The sequence below is a fragment of the Rhizorhabdus argentea genome (genome assembly GCF_037861105.1).
In the GTDB taxonomy this organism is placed as follows: Bacteria; Pseudomonadota; Alphaproteobacteria; order Sphingomonadales; family Sphingomonadaceae; genus Rhizorhabdus; species Rhizorhabdus argentea.
Genome location: NZ_JBANFK010000009.1, coordinates 79,336 through 96,542, shown reverse-complemented (window position 1 = coordinate 96,542; position 17,207 = coordinate 79,336). Strand labels below are relative to the sequence as shown.

The window sequence follows — 17,207 nt, the reverse complement described above, 5'->3', positions numbered from 1 at the left end:
CGACCGTCGATGAGCGAAGCAGTCCGCACCACGCTTGGCCCGCTGGATATCCGGCGGGTCATGGCGGCTTTGCCGCATCGCTACCCCATGCTCCTCGTCGATCGCGTCGAGGAGCTGGTGGTCGATGAGCGGATCTCGGCGGTGAAGGCGGTCACGATCAACGAGAGCTTCTTCCAGGGGCATTTCCCGGGCCGCCCGATCATGCCGGGCGTGCTGATCGTCGAAGCGCTCGCGCAGGCCGCCGGCGTGCTGGCGGTGGAGACGTTCGGCCTCGCCGGCTCGGGCAAGCTGGTCTATTTCATGGCGATCGACGACGCCAAGTTCCGCGCACCGGTCGAACCTGGCGTGCTGCTCCGCCTCGATGTCGCGTTCGTCCAGAAACGTGCCAGCGTCTGCAAGTTCGAAGGCAAGGCCTATGTCGGCGACAAGCTGGCGGCACAGGCGAACTTCACGGCCATGATTGCCGATCCTCCGAAGGATTGACGCGCCGCTCCTCCCGATTATCCAATAGTCGCCCCGATCGGGAGCGCGCCCAGGCACTGCTCACCATCTTCGCGATAGCGCAACGCTTGCCTTGTCGCGGCTTAGCTTGTAGTGGCCGCGCTTCGCTTCTCCGGCTGGTCGGAAACCAGCCTTTTTCTCGGAGCCAGAAGACATGAAGAAAGATATCCATCCCGATTATCATCGGATCAAGGTGCAGCTGGTCGATGGCACCGTCTATGACAGCCGCTCGACCTACGGCAAGGAAGGCGACACGCTCCAGCTCGACATCGATCCTTCGGTGCACCCAGCCTGGACCGGCGGCAAGTCCGGCCTGCTCGACACCGGCGGCCAGGTGGCTCGCTTCAACAAGCGCTTCGGCGGACTGACGCTCGGCAAGAAATAAGCCTGGCGTCCTGCTTGGGGCAATGGATATGGCTGGGCATTGCCCGGCCATTTTCATTTTGGGGCTTTCATGGTTCTGACGCTTTATCGCCGCTATCGGTTGCCGATCTTCTGGACGGTGATGCTGATCGTCTATCTGTTCGCCATCGCGCCACGCGATGAAGCGCCATCGCTGGGCGGCAGCGATAAGACCGATCACATTGCCGCCTTCCTCGTGCTGACCCTGCTCGGGCGAGTCGCCTATCGGGCGCGCCCTGGTTGGCTGCTGGGTGCGGGCCTGTCGCTGTTCGGCGCGTTTATCGAGTTCAGCCAGGCGATGCCGTTCATCGGCCGCGATGCGAGTGTGTGGGACTGGGTCGCCGACAGCGCAGCGATTCTTGTAGCGATGGGTGTGGCCGCACTGCTTGAAAAGCGCTTCCCGATCCTGTTCGCCGTATGACGGTTCCGCCGCGCCCCGCCTTCGACCCCGAAGGCGCGGCCCAGCGGCTTTTCGAACGGGTGGCCTGCGCCGCCCGCCTCGACCCCTCCGACCGCTGGGTCGGCGGCTACGCCGATTATGAATGGGACCATCTCCGCCTCGCGCTCCGGGCCTACGGGGTCGAGGCCGCGAATCGCGATGTGCTCGAGTTCGGCTGCAACGTCGGCGGTTCCGCCGTGGTGCTCGCCGCCCTCGGCGCGCGGGTGACCGGCATAGATATCGATCCGGCGCTCGTAGCAATCGCCGGGGCCAATCTGCAGCGCCACCGCCTGGCCGGAGCTGTGCGCCATGTTCCGGCAGGGCAGGACCTGCCCCTGGCCGACGCCAGCTTCGACCTCGTCATCGCCAACAGCGTTCTCGAATATGTCGATCCAGCGCGGCTCGACGCCGTCCTCGCCGAACTGCACCGGCTATTGCGGCCCGGCGGGCGCCTCTTCATCTGCGGCACCGCGAGCAGGCTCGCGTTGCGGGAACGCCATTCCGGACGATGGCTGGTCAATTACCTGCCGCGCGCCGTGGACCGCCTCACAGGCCGCGTCCTGCAACGCGGCCTGTCCCCATGGCTGCTGATGCGCGGCCTGCGAGGGCGTTTCTGTGAGGAGGGCGGCGGCAATTGGCTCGCCGCGCGGCGAGCGATCCACGGCGGTGTCCCGATCGCTGGCAAAATCTATGCGTTGCTCAGCAAGCTGACAAACTGCCCTCCGGGCCTGATCGCGCCTTATATCGAACTGATGCTGCGCAAATCGGAAAGTGGCGGAGCGGTTGGGACTATTCACCGTCAATCGAAACGACCGGAAATGCGTCAGTTTCTGAGGTGGCTGTGTAGCAGGTTGCAGTGGTAATGGGGAGCACATCTTATGCCTCGGATTGATCGTTCTCCTTCGTCCGTGGCAGACGCGCTATCACACTTAAAAATGCATCTATGGCGTCGCAGACAAGCGGCTGATGTTCCTTGGATTGCAGGATCATGATCGACAAAATTAGCGCTCCCATTGCTCGATCCTTCCGAACCAACAGATCGTTCATGGTTGCACGACTAATGGGGAGGCTTGTATCTCCCGCATAGAGTAGGGTGTTTCGAGCGTTTGCTTGCGAAGCGACCAGCTTCTTGATGTTTTCGAAGCGGGTCCGTTCCGCAAGGTTGACCAAGTTATCCTCAAACAGGTTGGACCGTTCTTTGCCGGGCTTCGTGTGAACGATCGACAGCGGCTCGACGGGTTGTAGAAAATATTCCTCACCCTCGGGCATCACGACGCCGAATGTGGCGATAGGGACGCTGATATCGATCCGGGGCACGTCGAAATTAAAGGTTAGCTGGAACCTCTGAAGGGCTTGGCGTATGTCGAGCCCTATGGCCGCAATACACGCCCCAACGGCCGCCTTGTGAACGTGATTGCGTGCGCTGAATGACCTTGCGTTGGGATATTGCCGAAACTGGATTGCTCGCATCAGCGCGGTTGCGGCTTCTTCTTCACCGGTGATAGCACGGAACGATGCCATCGCCCGGTCGATATCGAGGATTTCGAGCGCCTTTGAAAAATGGTCGAGGCAGTTCTCAAGCCGATAACGGACAGCCCCCGGCAGCTTAGGGCCGATGCGTTGAAGCCCTTCCTCCAAGAACGAACGCTGCTTCGTAATTTCCTCGTCGCTCATCAATCCACCGCTATTTCGCCGGTAATATGCCGTCCAGCTTCGCATGAGCGAGCCGCGAGTGCACTGTCTGTCAGCGGGCTTACTGCGAACCTTCCAAGTCACGAACTTTCCATGGTGATTAGTTTTCCGATTCGTTAAGCTACCGATATGGAGAAGCCACCCGCCTTCTTCGTCCCGGAAATCCGGTCCGACGAACAGGAAGCCGCCTATGCCCATATGGCGGAACATGGCAGGTGTGGCGTGCCCGCACTTGGCGACCGGGTTTATTCGGTGACCTTCGGACATAACGGGATCGTCTGGACCGCGACGGTTGGCCGTTCAATGCGAGGCGTCAAAGGCAAGATGATGCCAAAAAAGGTGTGGAAGGAAACGCCGGTTGTGGATGCCACCGTGATTGCAGCGATCTTTCCCAGCCACCCCTATATCATCTTCCATACGGGCGGACGCTCGCCGTGGGAGAACCCATTCATGGCTGGCGATATTCGATCGGTGACGAAGTTCAGCGTGGAGTGAAGGCCCGTGCGGCTGACATTTAAGACGGAAGAGGAAAGGCAGGCGTTCATTGTCCGCTCGCGCGAACAAGACGCCTGCGTTCGCGCTGGCAAGATGCGTATGGCTTATGGCTTCGCCGCATGGCTTGACGATAATGAATTAGGGCGCGACTTCATCCGAGATACCCGCCTTCTCCCTTATCCTAAGCGCAACCTCTACTATGCCTTGCTACACGCCATTGCGAACACACCGTCGCAGCCGGTGGTGGACGCCTTCACAGCCTGCCTGCTGGTGCTGCCACATTATCAGGATAGCATCGGAAAAGCTGTGACTATGCCTGATCTGGAAGAACGCGATCTTCCCGGCCTCACGCCCGTAGAAGCCTACATGCACTTTGCCGACTTCGATTTCGACAAATTCAAGGCTCACAGGGACGCGGTCTACAGAGACCGCGACGACTGCGCTTCGATGTCGGCAAGGGCCAAAGCCGCGAATGTGCGGTTGGTCACCGGCCACCGGAAGATGTGGCAGATGCTTCGGCGGCAAGGCCAGTTTGCATCATATTACAAGGGCTACACCTTCTTCCCAAATCCGCAACCGGGTTGGAAGTTGGAAGACTTTCCGACCGAGGGTTAGCTCCCCGCGAGCCTAATCGGCGTCCCCGCTATTTGTAGCCGTGCGGAGCAGTTCGGTAGAGGTTGGTCCAGATCGATTGGCGGCAGGGGCATACCGCGACATTAGCATCAACACGGTTCGGATTTCGAGACGCGCCCGAGCCGCTGAGTGAGATTAGCCTTACCCAGCGCCTCGCGGAATTCGGCGGGCACGACAATGCGCACTTCATATCCGCCGTCGCTGGTTTTTCGAACATATGTCATCAAGCGCATTTGTAGCACCAGTTTGTAGCGGGTCTACCGCTAGAAACTGGCGAATTTCCGATGTTTCTTAGACATCAACCGCTTAACCCAACAATGGCGGAGAGGGTGGGATTCGAACCCACGGATAGCTTGCACCATCGGCGGTTTTCAAGACCGCTGCCTTAAACCACTCGGCCACCTCTCCGCATCGAAACATCCGAGCGGAAGCGCCCCATATCGCCGGTGCGGCCTTTCGTGCAAGCGGCGCGATCAAAGCATTTCACCACCGGTCGAAGCTGTGGCAAGCAGATCGCGAACAAAGGGGATATAATGCCAAGCCTGTTGCGTATCGCGGTCGCGGCCATGACGATGATGGCGATCGCCGCCGCTGGAGCGCCTTCGATTGCCCAGACGATTGCCGGCGAGGGGCAGGCGCCCGACGATGCGGCGCAGGTCAGCGACGCTCCCGCGCCAGCGGCGCCCTCGCAGGACAGCCTGATGCGCGCGTACGTGGCAGGCCTACGGCCGCGCGCGCTGGCCATGGGGATCACCCCGACATTGTTCGATGCGACCCTGCCGACACTGAACTTCAGCGCGCGCGTGGTGCGGCTCGACCGCGCGCAGCCGGGGGCGACGCCTGCCACCGTAGTCAACCCCCCGGACTTTGCGCCGTACCTCGCCAGCCACGTCGATGCGGTGCGGATCGGCATGGGTCGCTCGCGCTATGGCTCGCTACGCCCGCTGCTGTTGTCGATCGAGCAGAAGACCGGGGTGCCCGAGCAGATCATGCTTGCGATCTATGGTCATGAGACCGGCTATGGCACCTTCACCGGCAATTTCGATCTGTTGAGTTCGCTCGCCACGCTTGCTTTCGAAGGACGCCGCCGGGAGCTGTTTGCCGACGAGTTCCTCAATGCAATGCTGCTGCTCCAGCAGGGTGTGCCGCGGGCGCAGCTGCAGGGCAGTTGGGCAGGCGCCACCGGCTATCCGCAGTTCCTGCCGAGCGTCTATCTTCGGCTCGGCACCGATGGCGATCGCGACGGCAAGGTCGATATCTGGCGCAGCGAACCGGATGCGCTGGCGTCGATCGGCAACTATCTGAAGGATGCGGGGTGGAAGCCGGGCGTGCCGTGGGGCGTCGCCGTCCGTGTCCCCGATGGCATCGACCGGGCCGCGATCCGCTCGCCGCTGTCGTCGCCGCGGTGCCCGCGGGTGTTCGCGCGGCAGAGCCGCTGGCTGACCGTCTCCGAATGGCGCGACAGGGGCCTGACGATGCTGAGCGGGCGGGTGCCGGCCGAGGACGAGCTGGCGACCCTGATCGAGCCGGACGGCAACGGACGGACCGCCTATCTGCTCACGACCAACTATCGCTCGATCCTCGATTATAACTGCTCGAACTTCTACGCGCTGTCGGTGGGCCTGCTCGGCGATGCGATCGTCCAGTAGGTTCGCCGCACTGGCGCTGACCCTGCTGCTGGCGAGCTGCGGACTATCACCGCCCGAGCATCCATCCGGCCGGCCGCGCCACAAGCCGGGCCGCGTCTTCCCGCCGTCAAAGCCAAGCGGCCCCGCCTCCGACACGCCGGTCAAGCTGGGAAAAGCCTATCAGGTCGGCGGCATATGGTATTATCCCGCCGATGCCACCGGCTATGATGAAGTCGGACTAGCATCCTGGTATGGCGCGCAATTCCATGGCGGCCAGACCGCCAATGGCGAGCTGTTCGACATGGATCGGGTCGGCGCGGCACACAAGACCCTGCCTTTGCCCTGCTATGTCGAGGTGACCGCGCTCGATACCGGCCGCACGATTGTCGTGCGTATCAACGATCGCGGCCCCTTCGTCACCAATCGCATCATAGATCTGTCGCGACGCTCGGCGCAGTTGCTGGGCATCGAGCGGGCCGGTGTGTCGCGGGTCCGCGTCCGCCGCGTATTTCCGGCCGATTCGGATCGGCTGGCGCTGCGCTGGGGGCGCCCGGCCTCGGCACGGCCCAATGCCAGCGGTGGTGAGCTCGCGCTGCTCAACCAGCGCTTCGCCCTCCGTGCGCCCGATCCGGTTGCGCCGCCGCGGGTCGCGGCCGCTATACCCGATGCAGCCGTGCCGGTCGGCGGATGGTTCATCCAGGTGACGGCCGTCGGCCTGCGCGAGAGGGCAGAGGAAATCGCCGAGATGATCGCCGGACGGATCGAGCCGGTGGGCGCGTTATGGCGCGTGCGGATGGGGCCCTATAAGAGCGAGGCGGAGGCGACAAGCGCGCTGGCGCAGGTCCGGTCGGACGGCTATCAGGATGCCAGGCTGGTCCTGATCCCCAGCAACAGCAAGATTCCAGAGGGAACGATTCCACAATGATGCGCCGCCCGATCGCCCTTATTCCCGCGCTTTTCCTGCTAGCCGGACTGCCTGCCAAGGCTGCTGCGCCGGTCTTCGATACTCCCGCACCGGTCGCGTTCATGAAGGACCTGTCATCGGGCGCGATTCTCTACGCCAAAAATCCCGACCAGCGCATGCCGCCGGCGTCGATGGCCAAGATGATGACAGTCTATGTCGCCTTCGACCTGATCGAGAAGGGCGAGTTAAAGCTCGATGCGATGGCGACAGTTCGTCCCGAGACCTGGAAGCAGTGGCACGGCCCCGCGGCCGGTTCGACCATGTTCCTGTCGCCGGGCGAGCAGGTCAGCATCGCCAACCTGCTGTTCGGAATCGTGACGCTCTCCGGCAACGATGCCTGCGTCGTGCTTGCCGAGCATATCTCGGGCACCGAACCGGCTTTCGCCGCGCTCATGAACCGGCGCGCCCAGGAAATGGGACTGACCAACAGCCATTTCGGCAATTCCAACGGCTGGCCTGACGCAGGCGTCACCTATGTCACAGCGCGCGATCTCGCGACGCTGGCCGAGAAGACAATCGAGGAGCACCCCAAGCTCTACAAGACCTTCTACAGCCGCCCCAATTTCACCTGGGGCAAGACGATGGGTAGCGGCACGGCGATTACCCAGGCCAATCGCGATCCGCTGCTCGGCCGCGTCGCCGGAGCGGACGGACTCAAGACCGGTCATACCGAGGAGGCCGGCTATGGCTTCACCGGCTCGGCCGAGCAGAATGGCCGACGGCTGGTGATGGTGCTGTCGGGGCTGCACTCGTTCAACGAGCGGATCGACCAGTCCGTCACTTTCATGAACTGGGGCTTCCGCGCCTGGCAGGCCAAGCCGCTCGTCGCCAAGGGCCGCAAAGTCCAGACCGCCGAGGTTCAGCTCGGCGACGAACGCGAGGTGGGCCTGGTCGCCCCGAAAAACCTGACGGTCACCATTCCGGCCGGCCTGGGATCGGACCTGAAGACCAAGGTGGTCTATCAGGGACCGATCAAGGCGCCGTTCAAGGCTGGCGATCACATCGCCGACCTGGTCGTCACCGGGCCCGATATGGTGCCGCAAAAGCTCCCGCTCGTCGCCGACAAGGATATCGGCACGGCCGGCTTCTTCGACAGAGTCATGGCCGGGCTGCGTTGGCTGTTCGGCCTCGCCTGAGGCCGTGGCCGGCAAGTTCATCACCCTGGAGGGCGGGGAAGGGGTCGGGAAATCCACCCAGGCCCGCGCACTCGCCGCGGCCCTGCGCGGACGCGGCATCGACCTGATCGAGACACGCGAGCCAGGCGGCAGCCCCGGCGCGGAGGCGATCCGCGCGCTGCTGCTCGAGGGCGAAGGCGATCGCTGGAGCTCGCGGGCCGAGGCGCTGCTGTTCGCGGCGGCGCGCGCGGACCATGTCGAAAAGACGATCCTGCCGGCGATTCACGTGGGTAAATGGGTGATCTGCGATCGTTTCCTCGATAGCTCGCTGGCTTACCAGGGGGGAGCTGACGGGCTTGGTGCCGACGCGATCCGGACGCTGCATCAGATCGGCAGCAAGGATCTCCTGCCCGATCGGACGCTGTTGCTGGACATGCCGGTTTACGACGCCGGCTATCGACAGGCGGTCGCAGGCATCGGGCTGAGCGATCGTTTCGAAAAGCGGGACGGGGGCTTCCACGACCGGGTTGCAGCGAGCTTCCGCCAGTTCGCGCAGGCCGAGCCGAAGAGAATCAGGCTTGTGTCCGCGGAAGGCACGCCCGAAGAGGTCACCACCCGCCTACTCGATGCGTTGTCGGATCTGCTGCCGTGAAGCTCCTAGGCCATGACAGCCAGATCGCCGCCTTTCGCGATGCAGCGGACTCCGGGCGGCTCCATCATGCCTGGCTGCTGACCGGCCCGGAAGGCGTCGGCAAGGCGAGCTTCGCGCTTCAGGCAGCGACCCGGCTTCTCGCCGATGCAGCGGGGCCGCGCGTCCATCTGCCTGGCTTCGAAACGCCCGAGGATCATCCGGTAGCGCGCTATATCCGCGCCGGCAGCCATCCCGACCTGCGCGTCCTGGCCCGCCTGACCAAGGATAAGTCCGACGATCTGGCGCGATCAATCAACATCGAACAGGTGCGGTCGCTTCAAGGTCTGTTCGCGACTACGCCCAGCCTGTCGCCGCGCCGGGTGGTGATTATCGATGCGATCGACGACCTGGAACGCAATGGCGCCAATGCGCTGCTCAAGAATCTCGAGGAACCGCCCGCCGGCACGGTCTTCCTGCTGGTCAGCCATGCGCCTGGCAAGCTGCTGCCGACCATCCGCTCGCGCTGCCGGCTCCTGCGTTTCGGTCCGCTAAGCGGCGATCAGATGCTGCTCGCGCTCCAGCGCCTGCTGCCGGAGGAACCGCGCGACGAAATCGAAGCGCTGGTTGCGGTGGGCGAAGGATCGCCCGGCCGCGCGCTGGGTTTTGCAGGCCTGGACATCGGGACGCTCGATGCCGCGATAGACCGGCTCGTCGGGGAGGGCGACCCCACCAACGCGGTCCGCGCGGCGCTGGCGAAGCAACTCGGCACCAAGGCGGCCCAGGCTCGCTACGAAGCCTATCTCGATCGCGTTCCGGCCAGGATCGCCGCCGAGGCGCGGAAACGCGAGGGGCAGGCGCTGGCGAATGCCATCGCGCTGTGGGAGGAGGCGCGGCGCGTCGGCGAAAGCGCCGTCCATTTGTCGCTCGATCAGTCGACGACGGTGTTCGAGCTGGCGACGCTGCTGGCGAGACTGGCACCTGGCAAATAATCGTCATTCCGGCGGAGGCCGGAGTCCCGTGGAGCTTCGCGACCTCAACTCCGCCGTCGCGCGACCGGCGGGAACGATTACCGCCGTTGCGGATAGTAGCTGGCGTCCCTAATGGCTGAGCGCATGTCGACACCCTATTATATCACCACGGCGATCAGCTATCCCAATGGCCGGCCGCATATCGGCCACGCTTATGAGGCGATCGCCGCCGATGCCATCGCGCGGTTCCAGCGCTCGATGGGCCGCGACGTCCGTTTCCAGACCGGTACCGACGAGCATGGCCTCAAGATGGCGCAAGCGGCGCGCGCGCGCGATATCGAGCCACGCGCATTGGCAGATGAAATGGCATCTCATTTCAAAGAGATGGATGATCTTCTCAATATTTCCTATGATCGCTTCATTCGCACCAGCGAGGCCGAGCACTACGCCGCGAGCCAGGCGCTCTGGAGAGCGATGGAGGCCAATGGCGACCTCTATCTGGATCGCTATGAAGGCTGGTATTCGGTGCGAGACGAGGCCTTCTACGACGAGAAGGAACTGGTCGCGGGGGATGGCGAGACGAAGCTGTCGCCACAGGGCACGCCGGTGGAGTGGACAGTTGAGGAGAGCTGGTTCTTCCGCCTGTCCAGCTATCAGGAGCGATTGCTCGGGCTGTATCGCGACCAGCCCGACTTCATCCGCCCGGAAAGCCGCCGCAACGAGGTGATGAGCTTCGTCTCCGGCGGGCTCAGCGATCTGTCGATCTCGCGCACCAGCTTCGATTGGGGCGTGCCGGTGCCGGGCAGTCCGGGCCACGTCATGTATGTCTGGGTCGACGCACTGACCAACTATCTGACCGGACTTGGCTATCCTGATGGTGGAGAGACCCTGGATCGCTATTGGCCGGCCAATCTCCATCTGATCGGCAAGGATATCGTCCGCTTCCATGCGGTTTATTGGCCGGCCTTCCTGATGTCCGCTGGAATAAAGCTGCCCAAACAGGTGTTCGGCCACGGATTCCTGCTCAATCGCGGCGAGAAGATGTCGAAGTCTGTCGGCAATGTCGTCGATCCCAGGGCAATGGCCGAACGCTATGGCGTCGATCAGCTGCGCTACTTCCTGCTGCGCGAGGTCAGCTTCGGCCAGGATGGCAGCTATGGCCATGAGGCGATCGTCAACCGCTGCAATGCAGAGCTGGCCAACAGTTTCGGCAACCTAGCGCAGCGTACGCTCTCGATGATCTTCAAGAATCTCGATGGCGAATTGCCGGCACTCGACCGGAATGAAGAGGATGCGGCGCTGGTCCGCGCGGTCGCCGCCGCCTGCCTCGACGAAACGCCGCGGGCCTTCGAGCAGCTCGCCTTTTCAGTCGGTATCGAGGCGTGGATGAAGGCGGTGTTCGCCTGCAACCAATATGTCGACGGCCAGGCGCCCTGGGCGCTGCGCAAAAGCGATCCCGAAAGGATGAAGACGGTGCTCGGCACCCTGTTCTCCGTGATCCGAGACCTTGCCATCGCGATCCTCCCGATTATTCCCGATAGTGCCGGCAAGCTGCTCGACCAGATGGGCATCGCGACGGATGGCCGCGATTTCGCGGCCATCGAGGATCAGGCCTGGTATGACGCCTTGCGGACTTCGGGCTACAAGATCGCGCAGCCGGTGCCACTGTTCCCGCGGCTCGAACTGGAGGAAATCGAGGCCTGATGTTCGTCGACAGCCACTGTCACCTGAATTATACCGGCCTCGCAGAACGCCAGCAGGAAGTATTGGCGGCCGCGCGCGCGGCGGGCGTGACAACCATGCTCAATATTTCGACCCGCGCCGCCGAATGGGGTGCCGTACTGGAGACGGCCGAGCGCGAACCCGATGTCTGGGCGAGCGTCGGCATCCATCCGCACGATGCCGACACCCATGAAGATATCGAGACGACGCTGCTGGTCGATAAGGCAGCGCATCCGCGGATCGTCGGAATCGGCGAGACAGGGCTCGACTATTATTATGACAAGTCGGACCGCGAACGGCAGCGGGGCAGCTTCCGCCGCCATATCGCCGCCGCACGCGAGACGGGGCTGCCGCTGATCGTTCATACCCGCGATGCAGAGGCGGATACGATTGCCATCCTCGATGACGAAATGGGGAAGGGGGCTTTCACCGCGGTCATCCACTGCTTCACCGGCAGTGCCGATCTCGCCCGCGCGATGCTTGATCTCGGCTTTTCGATATCCTTGTCGGGTATCGTGACCTTCAAGAACGCTGCTGATCTGCGCGAGACGGCCCGCCTCATCCCGCACGACCGCCTGCTGATCGAAACCGACAGCCCCTTCCTTGCTCCGGTGCCGCATCGGGGCAAGCCATGCGAGCCGGCGTTCGTGGCCGACACGGCGCGCGTTCTGGCGAAGGAGCTCGACTGGGACATCGACGATCTTGCTCGAAGGACGAGCGCTAATTTCTTTGCATTGTTCACGAAAGCTCGCCCATGAAGCTCCGCATTCTCGGGTGCGGTACGTCATCGGGGGTGCCGCGGATCGGTAATGACTGGGGCGATTGCGATCCCCAGGACCCGCGCAATCGGCGGACTCGCGCCTCGATCCTGGTCGAAAGCGCCACCACCAGCATCCTGGTCGATACCACGCCGGACATGCGCCAGCAGCTCCTCGACGCCGACCGCGGTGTTCTCGACGCGATCCTGTGGACCCATGACCATGCCGATCACTGCCATGGCATCGACGATGTCCGGCAGATCTTCCATGCGCGGCGGGCTCCAGTGCCTGGCTATGCGGTCGCCGAGACCATGGCGCAGCTCAAGCAGCGCTTCAGCTATGTGTTCGAAGGTCGCGACGGTTATCCGCCGACGGTGGAGACGCATGTGCTGCACAAGGATATGCAGCTCGGCGATCTCCGGGTCCGCTACGTGGTCCAGCCCCACGGCAACATCTTCAGCATTGGGTTCCGCTTCGACTGCGATGGCAAGTCTATCGGATATTCGACAGATTTTCATGAAGTTACCAGTGATATGATCGACATGTTCGCAGCTGTTGACATCTGGGTGGTCGATGCCTTGCGGGAACGGCCGCATCCGACCCACACCCATCTGGCCCAGACTCTCGATGCCATCGCGACATGCCGACCCGCACGCGCAATCCTGACGCATATGGATCATTCGATGGACTATGCTCGTCTGCGCGCGTCGCTGCCCGATGGCGTCGAACCGGGCTATGACGGGCTGGAGGCGCACCTGTGACGTCTGATCAGCTGGTCGGCTGCGTCGCAATCGCGGCTATGCTTTCGCTGGTGCTGCCCCGGCTCGCGCGGGATCGCACGCCTCGGAACAGGATGCTGCTGATGGCGCTGCTGTGGATCGTGATCATCGCGGTGGTGACCGTTGTCGTAATGGCGATGCCCAAAAGCAGCTGAGTATGCGCCTCCGATTTAACATAATATATATTATCGGACTATGCGTGGGAAAGCGCTAGATAGAAATGACACTCCCTAGCGTCGTTTCGCCGACGTCGCTGGCATAGTTCTCCTGTCTACAGGAGGACGCATTTGTGATGGCGGTGGCGATGAGCCATTATCTAATCGGTCCGCCCGCTGAATGGGCGTTGAGATGGCGCTTGTTGCTGCGTTGCGCCAGCAGGCTATACGAGCCTGCTCGGGAAGTTTTTCAAGTGTTCTGGGTCATTCATGATCCCGCGCTACCTGCGCGTTGGTCTCGTCTCATAAGCATGTTTTGCACGATGCTCCTCAAGGATCATCTGCGACGCCCGCCACGCCATCGCCATGACCGGCGCGTTGGTGTTGCCGGAGACCATTTCAGGCGCCATGGACAAGTCCACGACTCGGAGACCGGTCACACCCCGAACCCGCGCCCGGTCATCCAGAACGGCGTTTTCGTCCGCCCCCATGCGGCAGGTTCCGCATGCGTGATAGCCCGCTTGTCCCAGTCGGGCGAACGCATCGAGTATCGCGGCATCCGTCTGCGCGTCCGCCGTCCGCTTCGTCTCTCCCACAATGAAGTCCGAAAGCGGCGATGTCTGGGCCAGCCTGCGAATCGTGCGCACCATTTCGACCGCGATCTTCCGGTCCATTTCATCGGCGTGATAGTTGGGACGAATGGCAGGCGGCGCGTCAGGATCGGCCGAAGTGATCGAGATGCTCCCCTTGCTTTCCGGTCGGCATTGATAGCCCATCAGCTGCAGCCCAGGCTCCTTTTCCAGCCCACCCCTGCCGGTTTCATCCTGCGAAAGCGGCATGAACAGGATCTGCGCGTCGGGTCGGTTGGTGCTGTAGCTGGACCGCATGAATCCGCCGATATGATAAGGGCCTGTCGCCAACGATCCCTTCCCCGTCAGAAAGTAGCGCACCACATTGCCGGCCAGCCTGAGTCCGCGCAGCGAGCGATTTTCAGAGTTGGAATCATGCCGGAGGCGAAACTGCACTTGCAGCATCCAATGCTCGCGCATGTTGGCGCCGACATCCCGACTATCGACAAGCACCGGAATGCCGTGCGATTCCAGCAACTCGGCGTCTCCCACCCCGGATCGCTGCAGTAACAGCGGCGAGGCCAGCCCACCTGCGCTGAGAATTACTTCTCCCCGCGTTTCGAAACGAACCGCCTCGCCGCGCGAACGCCCTTCCACACCGATCGCCCGTTTGCCATCGAACAAGACACGATCGATTCGCGTATGGGTGACAATCGTCAGATTCGGCCGAACGCGCGCGGGGTTGAGAAAGGCGCGGGCCGCGCTGACACGCCTGCCGCGGCCATCAATGTTGACCTGGAGATAGCCCAAGCCTTCGCGCGCTTCCCGATTGAGATCCTGAAGAGTCGGAAGCCCCAAATCGCGCGCCGCCTTCAGTAAGGCTTCGGCAAGGGGAGTGCGAGCGCGGGTCGAGCTGATCCGGATCGGCCCGCCCCCGCCGCGATAGTCGTCCGCGCGCAGCTCATGGTCCTCCAGCGCCTTGAAGCAGAGCAGCATGTCCGCCCAGTTCCACCCATTCAAGCCCAGCTCACCGTAGCGATCATAATCTTCGGGCTGACCGCGCATCCAGACCATGCCGTTCAGCGCGCTGGACCCGCCCAGCATCTTGCCGCGCATCCAGATATCCGGTCGCTCCAGTTCACCGCGCGGCTGGCTTGTCACCAGATGGGTTGCCCGTTCGGGATTTGCCAGATTCTTGGTAAACCCCTTTGGCATGCGAACCAGCCAGTCTTCTGCGGGCGGTCCTTCCTCAATCAGCAGGACAGATACGGATGGGTCGGCGCTCAGCCGCTCGGCAAGCACGCAACCGGCGGATCCACCACCCACCAAGATGAAATCCCAGCCGGGCCGACCCTTCATATACCCCTCCCCTACGCGTCGACTTCCTCAATCGTAGGATTTAGAGCGGCGGCGCAAATTGGCATCGTCTGGATAGCCTAAATATCGCGATCCATCGGCCTTCGAACATGGTCCACTTGCACGAGGATAATCGCTCTCTCCAGGTCAAAATGGAGGAAGATGCGCTGCCTTGGGAGGGAATGATGAGGGCATATCAGGTGAACCGTTTCGGCGGCGGCGAGGGATCATCTCTCAATCAGACCGCGATCCCGGACATTGCCGGCCATGACATGCTGGTGAAAGTGCGCGCGGCGGCGATCAACCAGCTCGACTGGAAGGTGCAGGAAGGCTGGATCGAGGGGTTCATTCCACACACGCTGCCCCTCACACTTGGCTGGGACGTCGCGGGCGTGGTGGAAAATGGCGGAAACGCCGTACAGGACTTCGAGCCAGGCGATGAGATATTCGCCATGGCTGACATCGCACGCAATGGCAGCTTTGCCCAATATATTGTCCTCGACAGCCGACTTGTCGCGCGCAAACCCGTGAACCTGACGTTCGAAGAAGCGGCAGCGATGCCCCTCTCCGCGATCACCGCTTGGAACGCGCTGTTCGAATTTGGTCAGCTTGAAGCTGGCCAATCGGTACTCATTCACGCCATAGCCGGGGGCGTCGGCATCTTTGCTGCACAGCTCGCCAAAATCGCCGGAGCACGCGTCGTCGGCACATGCTCGGCGGCGGCCATGCCGCTGGCGCAAAAACTGGGTGTGGACGCGCTTGTCGACTATACCCGCGAAGACTTCGCCGAGCATTCTGGCTTCGATCTGGTGATCGATGCGGTCGGTGGAGAAACCCGCAATCGTTCGTGGCCACTATTGCGCCCGGGCGGACGAATGGCCACGCTGGTCCCACCGTTCGAGCCTGCCGACCAGTTGCGGGACGATGTCATCTCGATGCTGGTCGGCGCCGCGCCGGACAGCTCGAAGCTTCACAAAATCGCAATACTTGCGGAAACTGGAAGGCTTAAACCCTATATCGGGGCAGCCTTTACGCTCGAGCAGGTCGGCGAGGCGTTGGCGAAGAGCCGCACGAATCATATGCACGGAAAGATCGTCATCACCGTCGACTGATCCGAATGCCCCCCCTCCGAAGCAGGTGACGGTGCCTTCTGGTTGATTGGCATATAGCGGCTGCAATCTGCGCCGTGTAAAGCGCCAGCCTTCAGCGGTTCGCACGAAGCTGTCCTGATACGATCCGCTGAACACCGTCATGTCCTGCCCGCGCCGACGGATATGCTCGCGCACTATGGTCGTTCCCGAGGCGGTGTTGCCATCGATCTCTAGCTGCCCGATCGGCGAGATTTGCTGCAGAAATTTCGATCCGCGGAAAGATTCCGTCGAAAAGTCCGCGGTTGCGGCGCGACCGACCACATCCTCATCGGTCTGTCCCAACATGACCTCGAAACCGGAAAAGCCCCTTCCGCGTCAGCATCGCCCGTGCCGGCCCCAAAGCTGAACGCATGCACCAGCTTTTTCCAACTGCGGAAGCGTCAGCGAAACTGGAATCCATGCCCATCATATCATCTCTGGAACAGTGTTCTGGCATCTGCCCTAAATCACAGCATGTCCGCCATCGATCAGCAGATCGGTGCCATTGACCCAATCCGATTCATCGGAGGCCAGAAACAGCGCGTAGGCAGCGATGTCGATCGGCTTGCCGACTCGACCGAGCACAAGGAAATCGCCAGCGATCTGCCTATATTCATCGGAGGCCAGCAGTGCTTCCGTCTGTTCCGTAGCCACCGGTCCCGGTGAGACTGAATTGACCCGGATCTGATGCTTCCCGCCTTCAAGAGCGAGCTGTTTGGTCATCGCAATCACGCCGGCCTTCGCTGCCTGATGCGCGACATTCCCGACCGCACGGCTCGAACGATGCGCCGCGAGCGAGCCGACGTTGATGATCGACCCGGCCCCTCGACGCCTGAACGCGGGCCAAGCCGCGAGGCACATGTAATAGGCGATGTCGAGCTCGCTGCGGATCGTATAGTCCCACATTTCCGTGGTTTCGGTGTCGTCCATGAAGCCGAACAGCGTGTGGGCCGCGTTGTTGTACAGCACATCGATCCCACCAGCGATGGCCTCGGCGTCTGCAACGAGCTTCTTGCACGCATCGAAAGCCGTCAGATCGCCCGCCGCGACGACATCGATCCGACCGCCGGTGGCCCCAACCATTTCCGCGGTCTGTTGGGCTCGTTGCTGATCCAGATCGCAGCCGATGACCCAACCACCCTCGGCGCAAAAGAGCCGGGCGGCTTCGCGCCCAATCCCGCTGCCGATCCCGGTAATAATGCAAACCTTGCCCTGAATCCGCCCAGTCATAGGTACTCCGCTATCCTGCTGTATCTGCATAGGTCGACGG

General features: G+C 62.4%; 19 protein-coding genes, 1 tRNA gene and 1 pseudogene. 16 read left to right on the top strand and 5 right to left on the bottom strand.

The genetic code is table 11. The features are described 5' to 3' along the window. The first annotated feature begins 9 nt into the window (after positions 1-9). From fabZ to AAC645_RS10695, 4 genes are all read left to right on the top strand, one after another. Complete coding sequence (gene fabZ / locus AAC645_RS10710) at positions 10-483, top strand: 3-hydroxyacyl-ACP dehydratase FabZ (RefSeq protein WP_340315887.1); 474 nt, start codon at positions 10-12, stop codon at positions 481-483. A gap of 172 nt (positions 484-655) precedes the next feature. Beyond that, entirely contained in the window at positions 656-886 is a 231-nt protein-coding gene (rpmE, locus tag AAC645_RS10705) for a 50S ribosomal protein L31 (RefSeq protein ID WP_340315886.1), read from the top strand. Positions 887-955: 69 nt separating this feature from the next. Then, the gene (locus AAC645_RS10700) at positions 956-1,324 is read left to right on the top strand and encodes a VanZ family protein (protein WP_340315884.1); all 369 of its coding nucleotides are present in this window, start codon (positions 956-958) and stop codon (positions 1,322-1,324) included. After that, positions 1,321-2,205, top strand: coding sequence for a class I SAM-dependent methyltransferase (locus AAC645_RS10695; protein WP_340315882.1), 885 nt, complete (start codon positions 1,321-1,323; stop codon positions 2,203-2,205). Before AAC645_RS10700 ends, AAC645_RS10695 begins: the two co-directional genes overlap by 4 nt. Positions 2,206-2,218: 13 nt before the next feature. Here the strand turns inward: AAC645_RS10695 and AAC645_RS10690 are convergent, their stop codons facing one another. Then, positions 2,219-3,016 carry a hypothetical protein gene (locus AAC645_RS10690; protein WP_340315881.1) on the bottom strand — a complete coding sequence of 266 codons (798 nt, stop codon included), beginning with the start codon at positions 3,014-3,016 and terminating at the stop codon, positions 2,219-2,221. A 147-nt stretch (positions 3,017-3,163) separates the two neighbouring features. Here AAC645_RS10690 and AAC645_RS10685 point away from each other — a divergent pair, with 147 nt between their 5' ends. Both AAC645_RS10685 and AAC645_RS10680 read left to right on the top strand, forming a co-directional pair. Further along, positions 3,164-3,529 (top strand): hypothetical protein, encoded by a 366-nt coding sequence (locus AAC645_RS10685; RefSeq protein ID WP_340315879.1) that lies wholly within the window; start codon positions 3,164-3,166, stop codon positions 3,527-3,529. A 6-nt stretch (positions 3,530-3,535) separates the two neighbouring features. After that, a complete protein-coding gene (locus AAC645_RS10680; RefSeq protein WP_340315877.1) occupies positions 3,536-4,144 on the top strand; it encodes a hypothetical protein in 609 nt (202 codons plus the stop codon). 336 nt (positions 4,145-4,480) lie between these two features. Here AAC645_RS10680 and AAC645_RS10675 read toward each other — a convergent pair. Next, positions 4,481-4,570, bottom strand: a tRNA-Ser gene (locus AAC645_RS10675). A 122-nt stretch (positions 4,571-4,692) separates the two neighbouring features. Here AAC645_RS10675 and AAC645_RS10670 point away from each other — a divergent pair. From AAC645_RS10670 to AAC645_RS10630, 9 genes are all read left to right on the top strand, one after another. Then, positions 4,693-5,811 (top strand): lytic murein transglycosylase, encoded by a 1,119-nt coding sequence (locus tag AAC645_RS10670; protein ID WP_340315974.1) that lies wholly within the window; start codon positions 4,693-4,695, stop codon positions 5,809-5,811. Then, positions 5,795-6,715 carry a septal ring lytic transglycosylase RlpA family protein gene (locus AAC645_RS10665; RefSeq protein WP_340315875.1) on the top strand — a complete coding sequence of 307 codons (921 nt, stop codon included), beginning with the start codon at positions 5,795-5,797 and terminating at the stop codon, positions 6,713-6,715. The genes AAC645_RS10670 and AAC645_RS10665 overlap by 17 nt, the downstream gene beginning before the upstream one ends. Then, positions 6,715-7,890, top strand: a complete 1,176-nt coding sequence (locus AAC645_RS10660) for a D-alanyl-D-alanine carboxypeptidase family protein (RefSeq protein ID WP_340315973.1) — start codon at positions 6,715-6,717, stop codon at positions 7,888-7,890. The genes AAC645_RS10665 and AAC645_RS10660 overlap by 1 nt, the downstream gene beginning before the upstream one ends. A gap of 4 nt (positions 7,891-7,894) precedes the next feature. Next, a complete protein-coding gene (gene tmk / locus AAC645_RS10655; RefSeq protein WP_340315873.1) occupies positions 7,895-8,521 on the top strand; it encodes a dTMP kinase in 627 nt (208 codons plus the stop codon). Next, positions 8,518-9,489 carry a DNA polymerase III subunit delta' gene (locus AAC645_RS10650; RefSeq protein WP_340315871.1) on the top strand — a complete coding sequence of 324 codons (972 nt, stop codon included), beginning with the start codon at positions 8,518-8,520 and terminating at the stop codon, positions 9,487-9,489. Before tmk ends, AAC645_RS10650 begins: the two co-directional genes overlap by 4 nt. 123 nt (positions 9,490-9,612) lie before the next feature. Then, positions 9,613-11,172 carry a methionine--tRNA ligase gene (metG, locus tag AAC645_RS10645; protein ID WP_340315972.1) on the top strand — a complete coding sequence of 520 codons (1,560 nt, stop codon included), beginning with the start codon at positions 9,613-9,615 and terminating at the stop codon, positions 11,170-11,172. Then, positions 11,172-11,948: a TatD family hydrolase gene (locus tag AAC645_RS10640; RefSeq protein WP_340315869.1), complete on the top strand. Its 777-nt coding sequence runs from the start codon at positions 11,172-11,174 to the stop codon at positions 11,946-11,948. The genes metG and AAC645_RS10640 overlap by 1 nt, the downstream gene beginning before the upstream one ends. Next, positions 11,945-12,709, top strand: coding sequence for an MBL fold metallo-hydrolase (locus tag AAC645_RS10635; protein WP_340315867.1), 765 nt, complete (start codon positions 11,945-11,947; stop codon positions 12,707-12,709). The genes AAC645_RS10640 and AAC645_RS10635 overlap by 4 nt, the downstream gene beginning before the upstream one ends. Further along, positions 12,706-12,882 (top strand): hypothetical protein, encoded by a 177-nt coding sequence (locus AAC645_RS10630; protein WP_340315866.1) that lies wholly within the window; start codon positions 12,706-12,708, stop codon positions 12,880-12,882. The genes AAC645_RS10635 and AAC645_RS10630 overlap by 4 nt, the downstream gene beginning before the upstream one ends. A 281-nt stretch (positions 12,883-13,163) precedes the next feature. On the opposite strand, the gene AAC645_RS10625 is transcribed toward AAC645_RS10630, so the two are convergent. Continuing rightward, positions 13,164-14,810 (bottom strand): GMC family oxidoreductase, encoded by a 1,647-nt coding sequence (locus tag AAC645_RS10625; RefSeq protein ID WP_340315864.1) that lies wholly within the window; start codon positions 14,808-14,810, stop codon positions 13,164-13,166. Between the two features lie 182 nt (positions 14,811-14,992). Here AAC645_RS10625 and AAC645_RS10620 point away from each other — a divergent pair, with 182 nt between their 5' ends. Further along, positions 14,993-15,919, top strand: coding sequence for an NADP-dependent oxidoreductase (locus tag AAC645_RS10620; protein WP_340315862.1), 927 nt, complete (start codon positions 14,993-14,995; stop codon positions 15,917-15,919). Positions 15,920-15,997: 78 nt separating this feature from the next. On the opposite strand, the pseudogene AAC645_RS20445 reads toward AAC645_RS10620, so the two are convergent. Continuing rightward, positions 15,998-16,243: pseudogene (locus tag AAC645_RS20445) on the bottom strand (nuclear transport factor 2 family protein); the annotation flags it as partial. 156 nt (positions 16,244-16,399) lie between these two features. Next, positions 16,400-17,167, bottom strand: coding sequence for an SDR family NAD(P)-dependent oxidoreductase (locus AAC645_RS10615; RefSeq protein ID WP_340315860.1), 768 nt, complete (start codon positions 17,165-17,167; stop codon positions 16,400-16,402). Between the last annotated feature and the right edge of the window lie 40 nt (positions 17,168-17,207).

Excerpts from the sequence above, each read along its gene's own strand:
- fabZ (WP_340315887.1), top strand. The coding sequence starts at position 10 with ATGAGCGAAGCAGTCCGCACCACGCTTGGCCCGCTGGATATCCGGCGG.
- rpmE (WP_340315886.1), top strand. The coding sequence starts at position 656 with ATGAAGAAAGATATCCATCCCGATTATCATCGGATCAAGGTGCAGCTG.
- AAC645_RS10700 (WP_340315884.1), top strand. The coding sequence starts at position 956 with ATGGTTCTGACGCTTTATCGCCGCTATCGGTTGCCGATCTTCTGGACG.
- AAC645_RS10695 (WP_340315882.1), top strand. The coding sequence starts at position 1,321 with ATGACGGTTCCGCCGCGCCCCGCCTTCGACCCCGAAGGCGCGGCCCAG.
- AAC645_RS10690 (WP_340315881.1), bottom strand. The coding sequence starts at position 3,016 with ATGAGCGACGAGGAAATTACGAAGCAGCGTTCGTTCTTGGAGGAAGGG.
- AAC645_RS10685 (WP_340315879.1), top strand. The coding sequence starts at position 3,164 with ATGGAGAAGCCACCCGCCTTCTTCGTCCCGGAAATCCGGTCCGACGAA.
- AAC645_RS10665 (WP_340315875.1), top strand. The coding sequence starts at position 5,795 with ATGCGATCGTCCAGTAGGTTCGCCGCACTGGCGCTGACCCTGCTGCTG.
- AAC645_RS10660 (WP_340315973.1), top strand. The coding sequence starts at position 6,715 with ATGCGCCGCCCGATCGCCCTTATTCCCGCGCTTTTCCTGCTAGCCGGA.
- metG (WP_340315972.1), top strand. The coding sequence starts at position 9,613 with ATGTCGACACCCTATTATATCACCACGGCGATCAGCTATCCCAATGGC.
- AAC645_RS10640 (WP_340315869.1), top strand. The coding sequence starts at position 11,172 with ATGTTCGTCGACAGCCACTGTCACCTGAATTATACCGGCCTCGCAGAA.
- AAC645_RS10635 (WP_340315867.1), top strand. The coding sequence starts at position 11,945 with ATGAAGCTCCGCATTCTCGGGTGCGGTACGTCATCGGGGGTGCCGCGG.
- AAC645_RS10625 (WP_340315864.1), bottom strand. The coding sequence starts at position 14,810 with ATGAAGGGTCGGCCCGGCTGGGATTTCATCTTGGTGGGTGGTGGATCC.
- AAC645_RS10620 (WP_340315862.1), top strand. The coding sequence starts at position 14,993 with ATGAGGGCATATCAGGTGAACCGTTTCGGCGGCGGCGAGGGATCATCT.
- AAC645_RS10615 (WP_340315860.1), bottom strand. The coding sequence starts at position 17,167 with ATGACTGGGCGGATTCAGGGCAAGGTTTGCATTATTACCGGGATCGGC.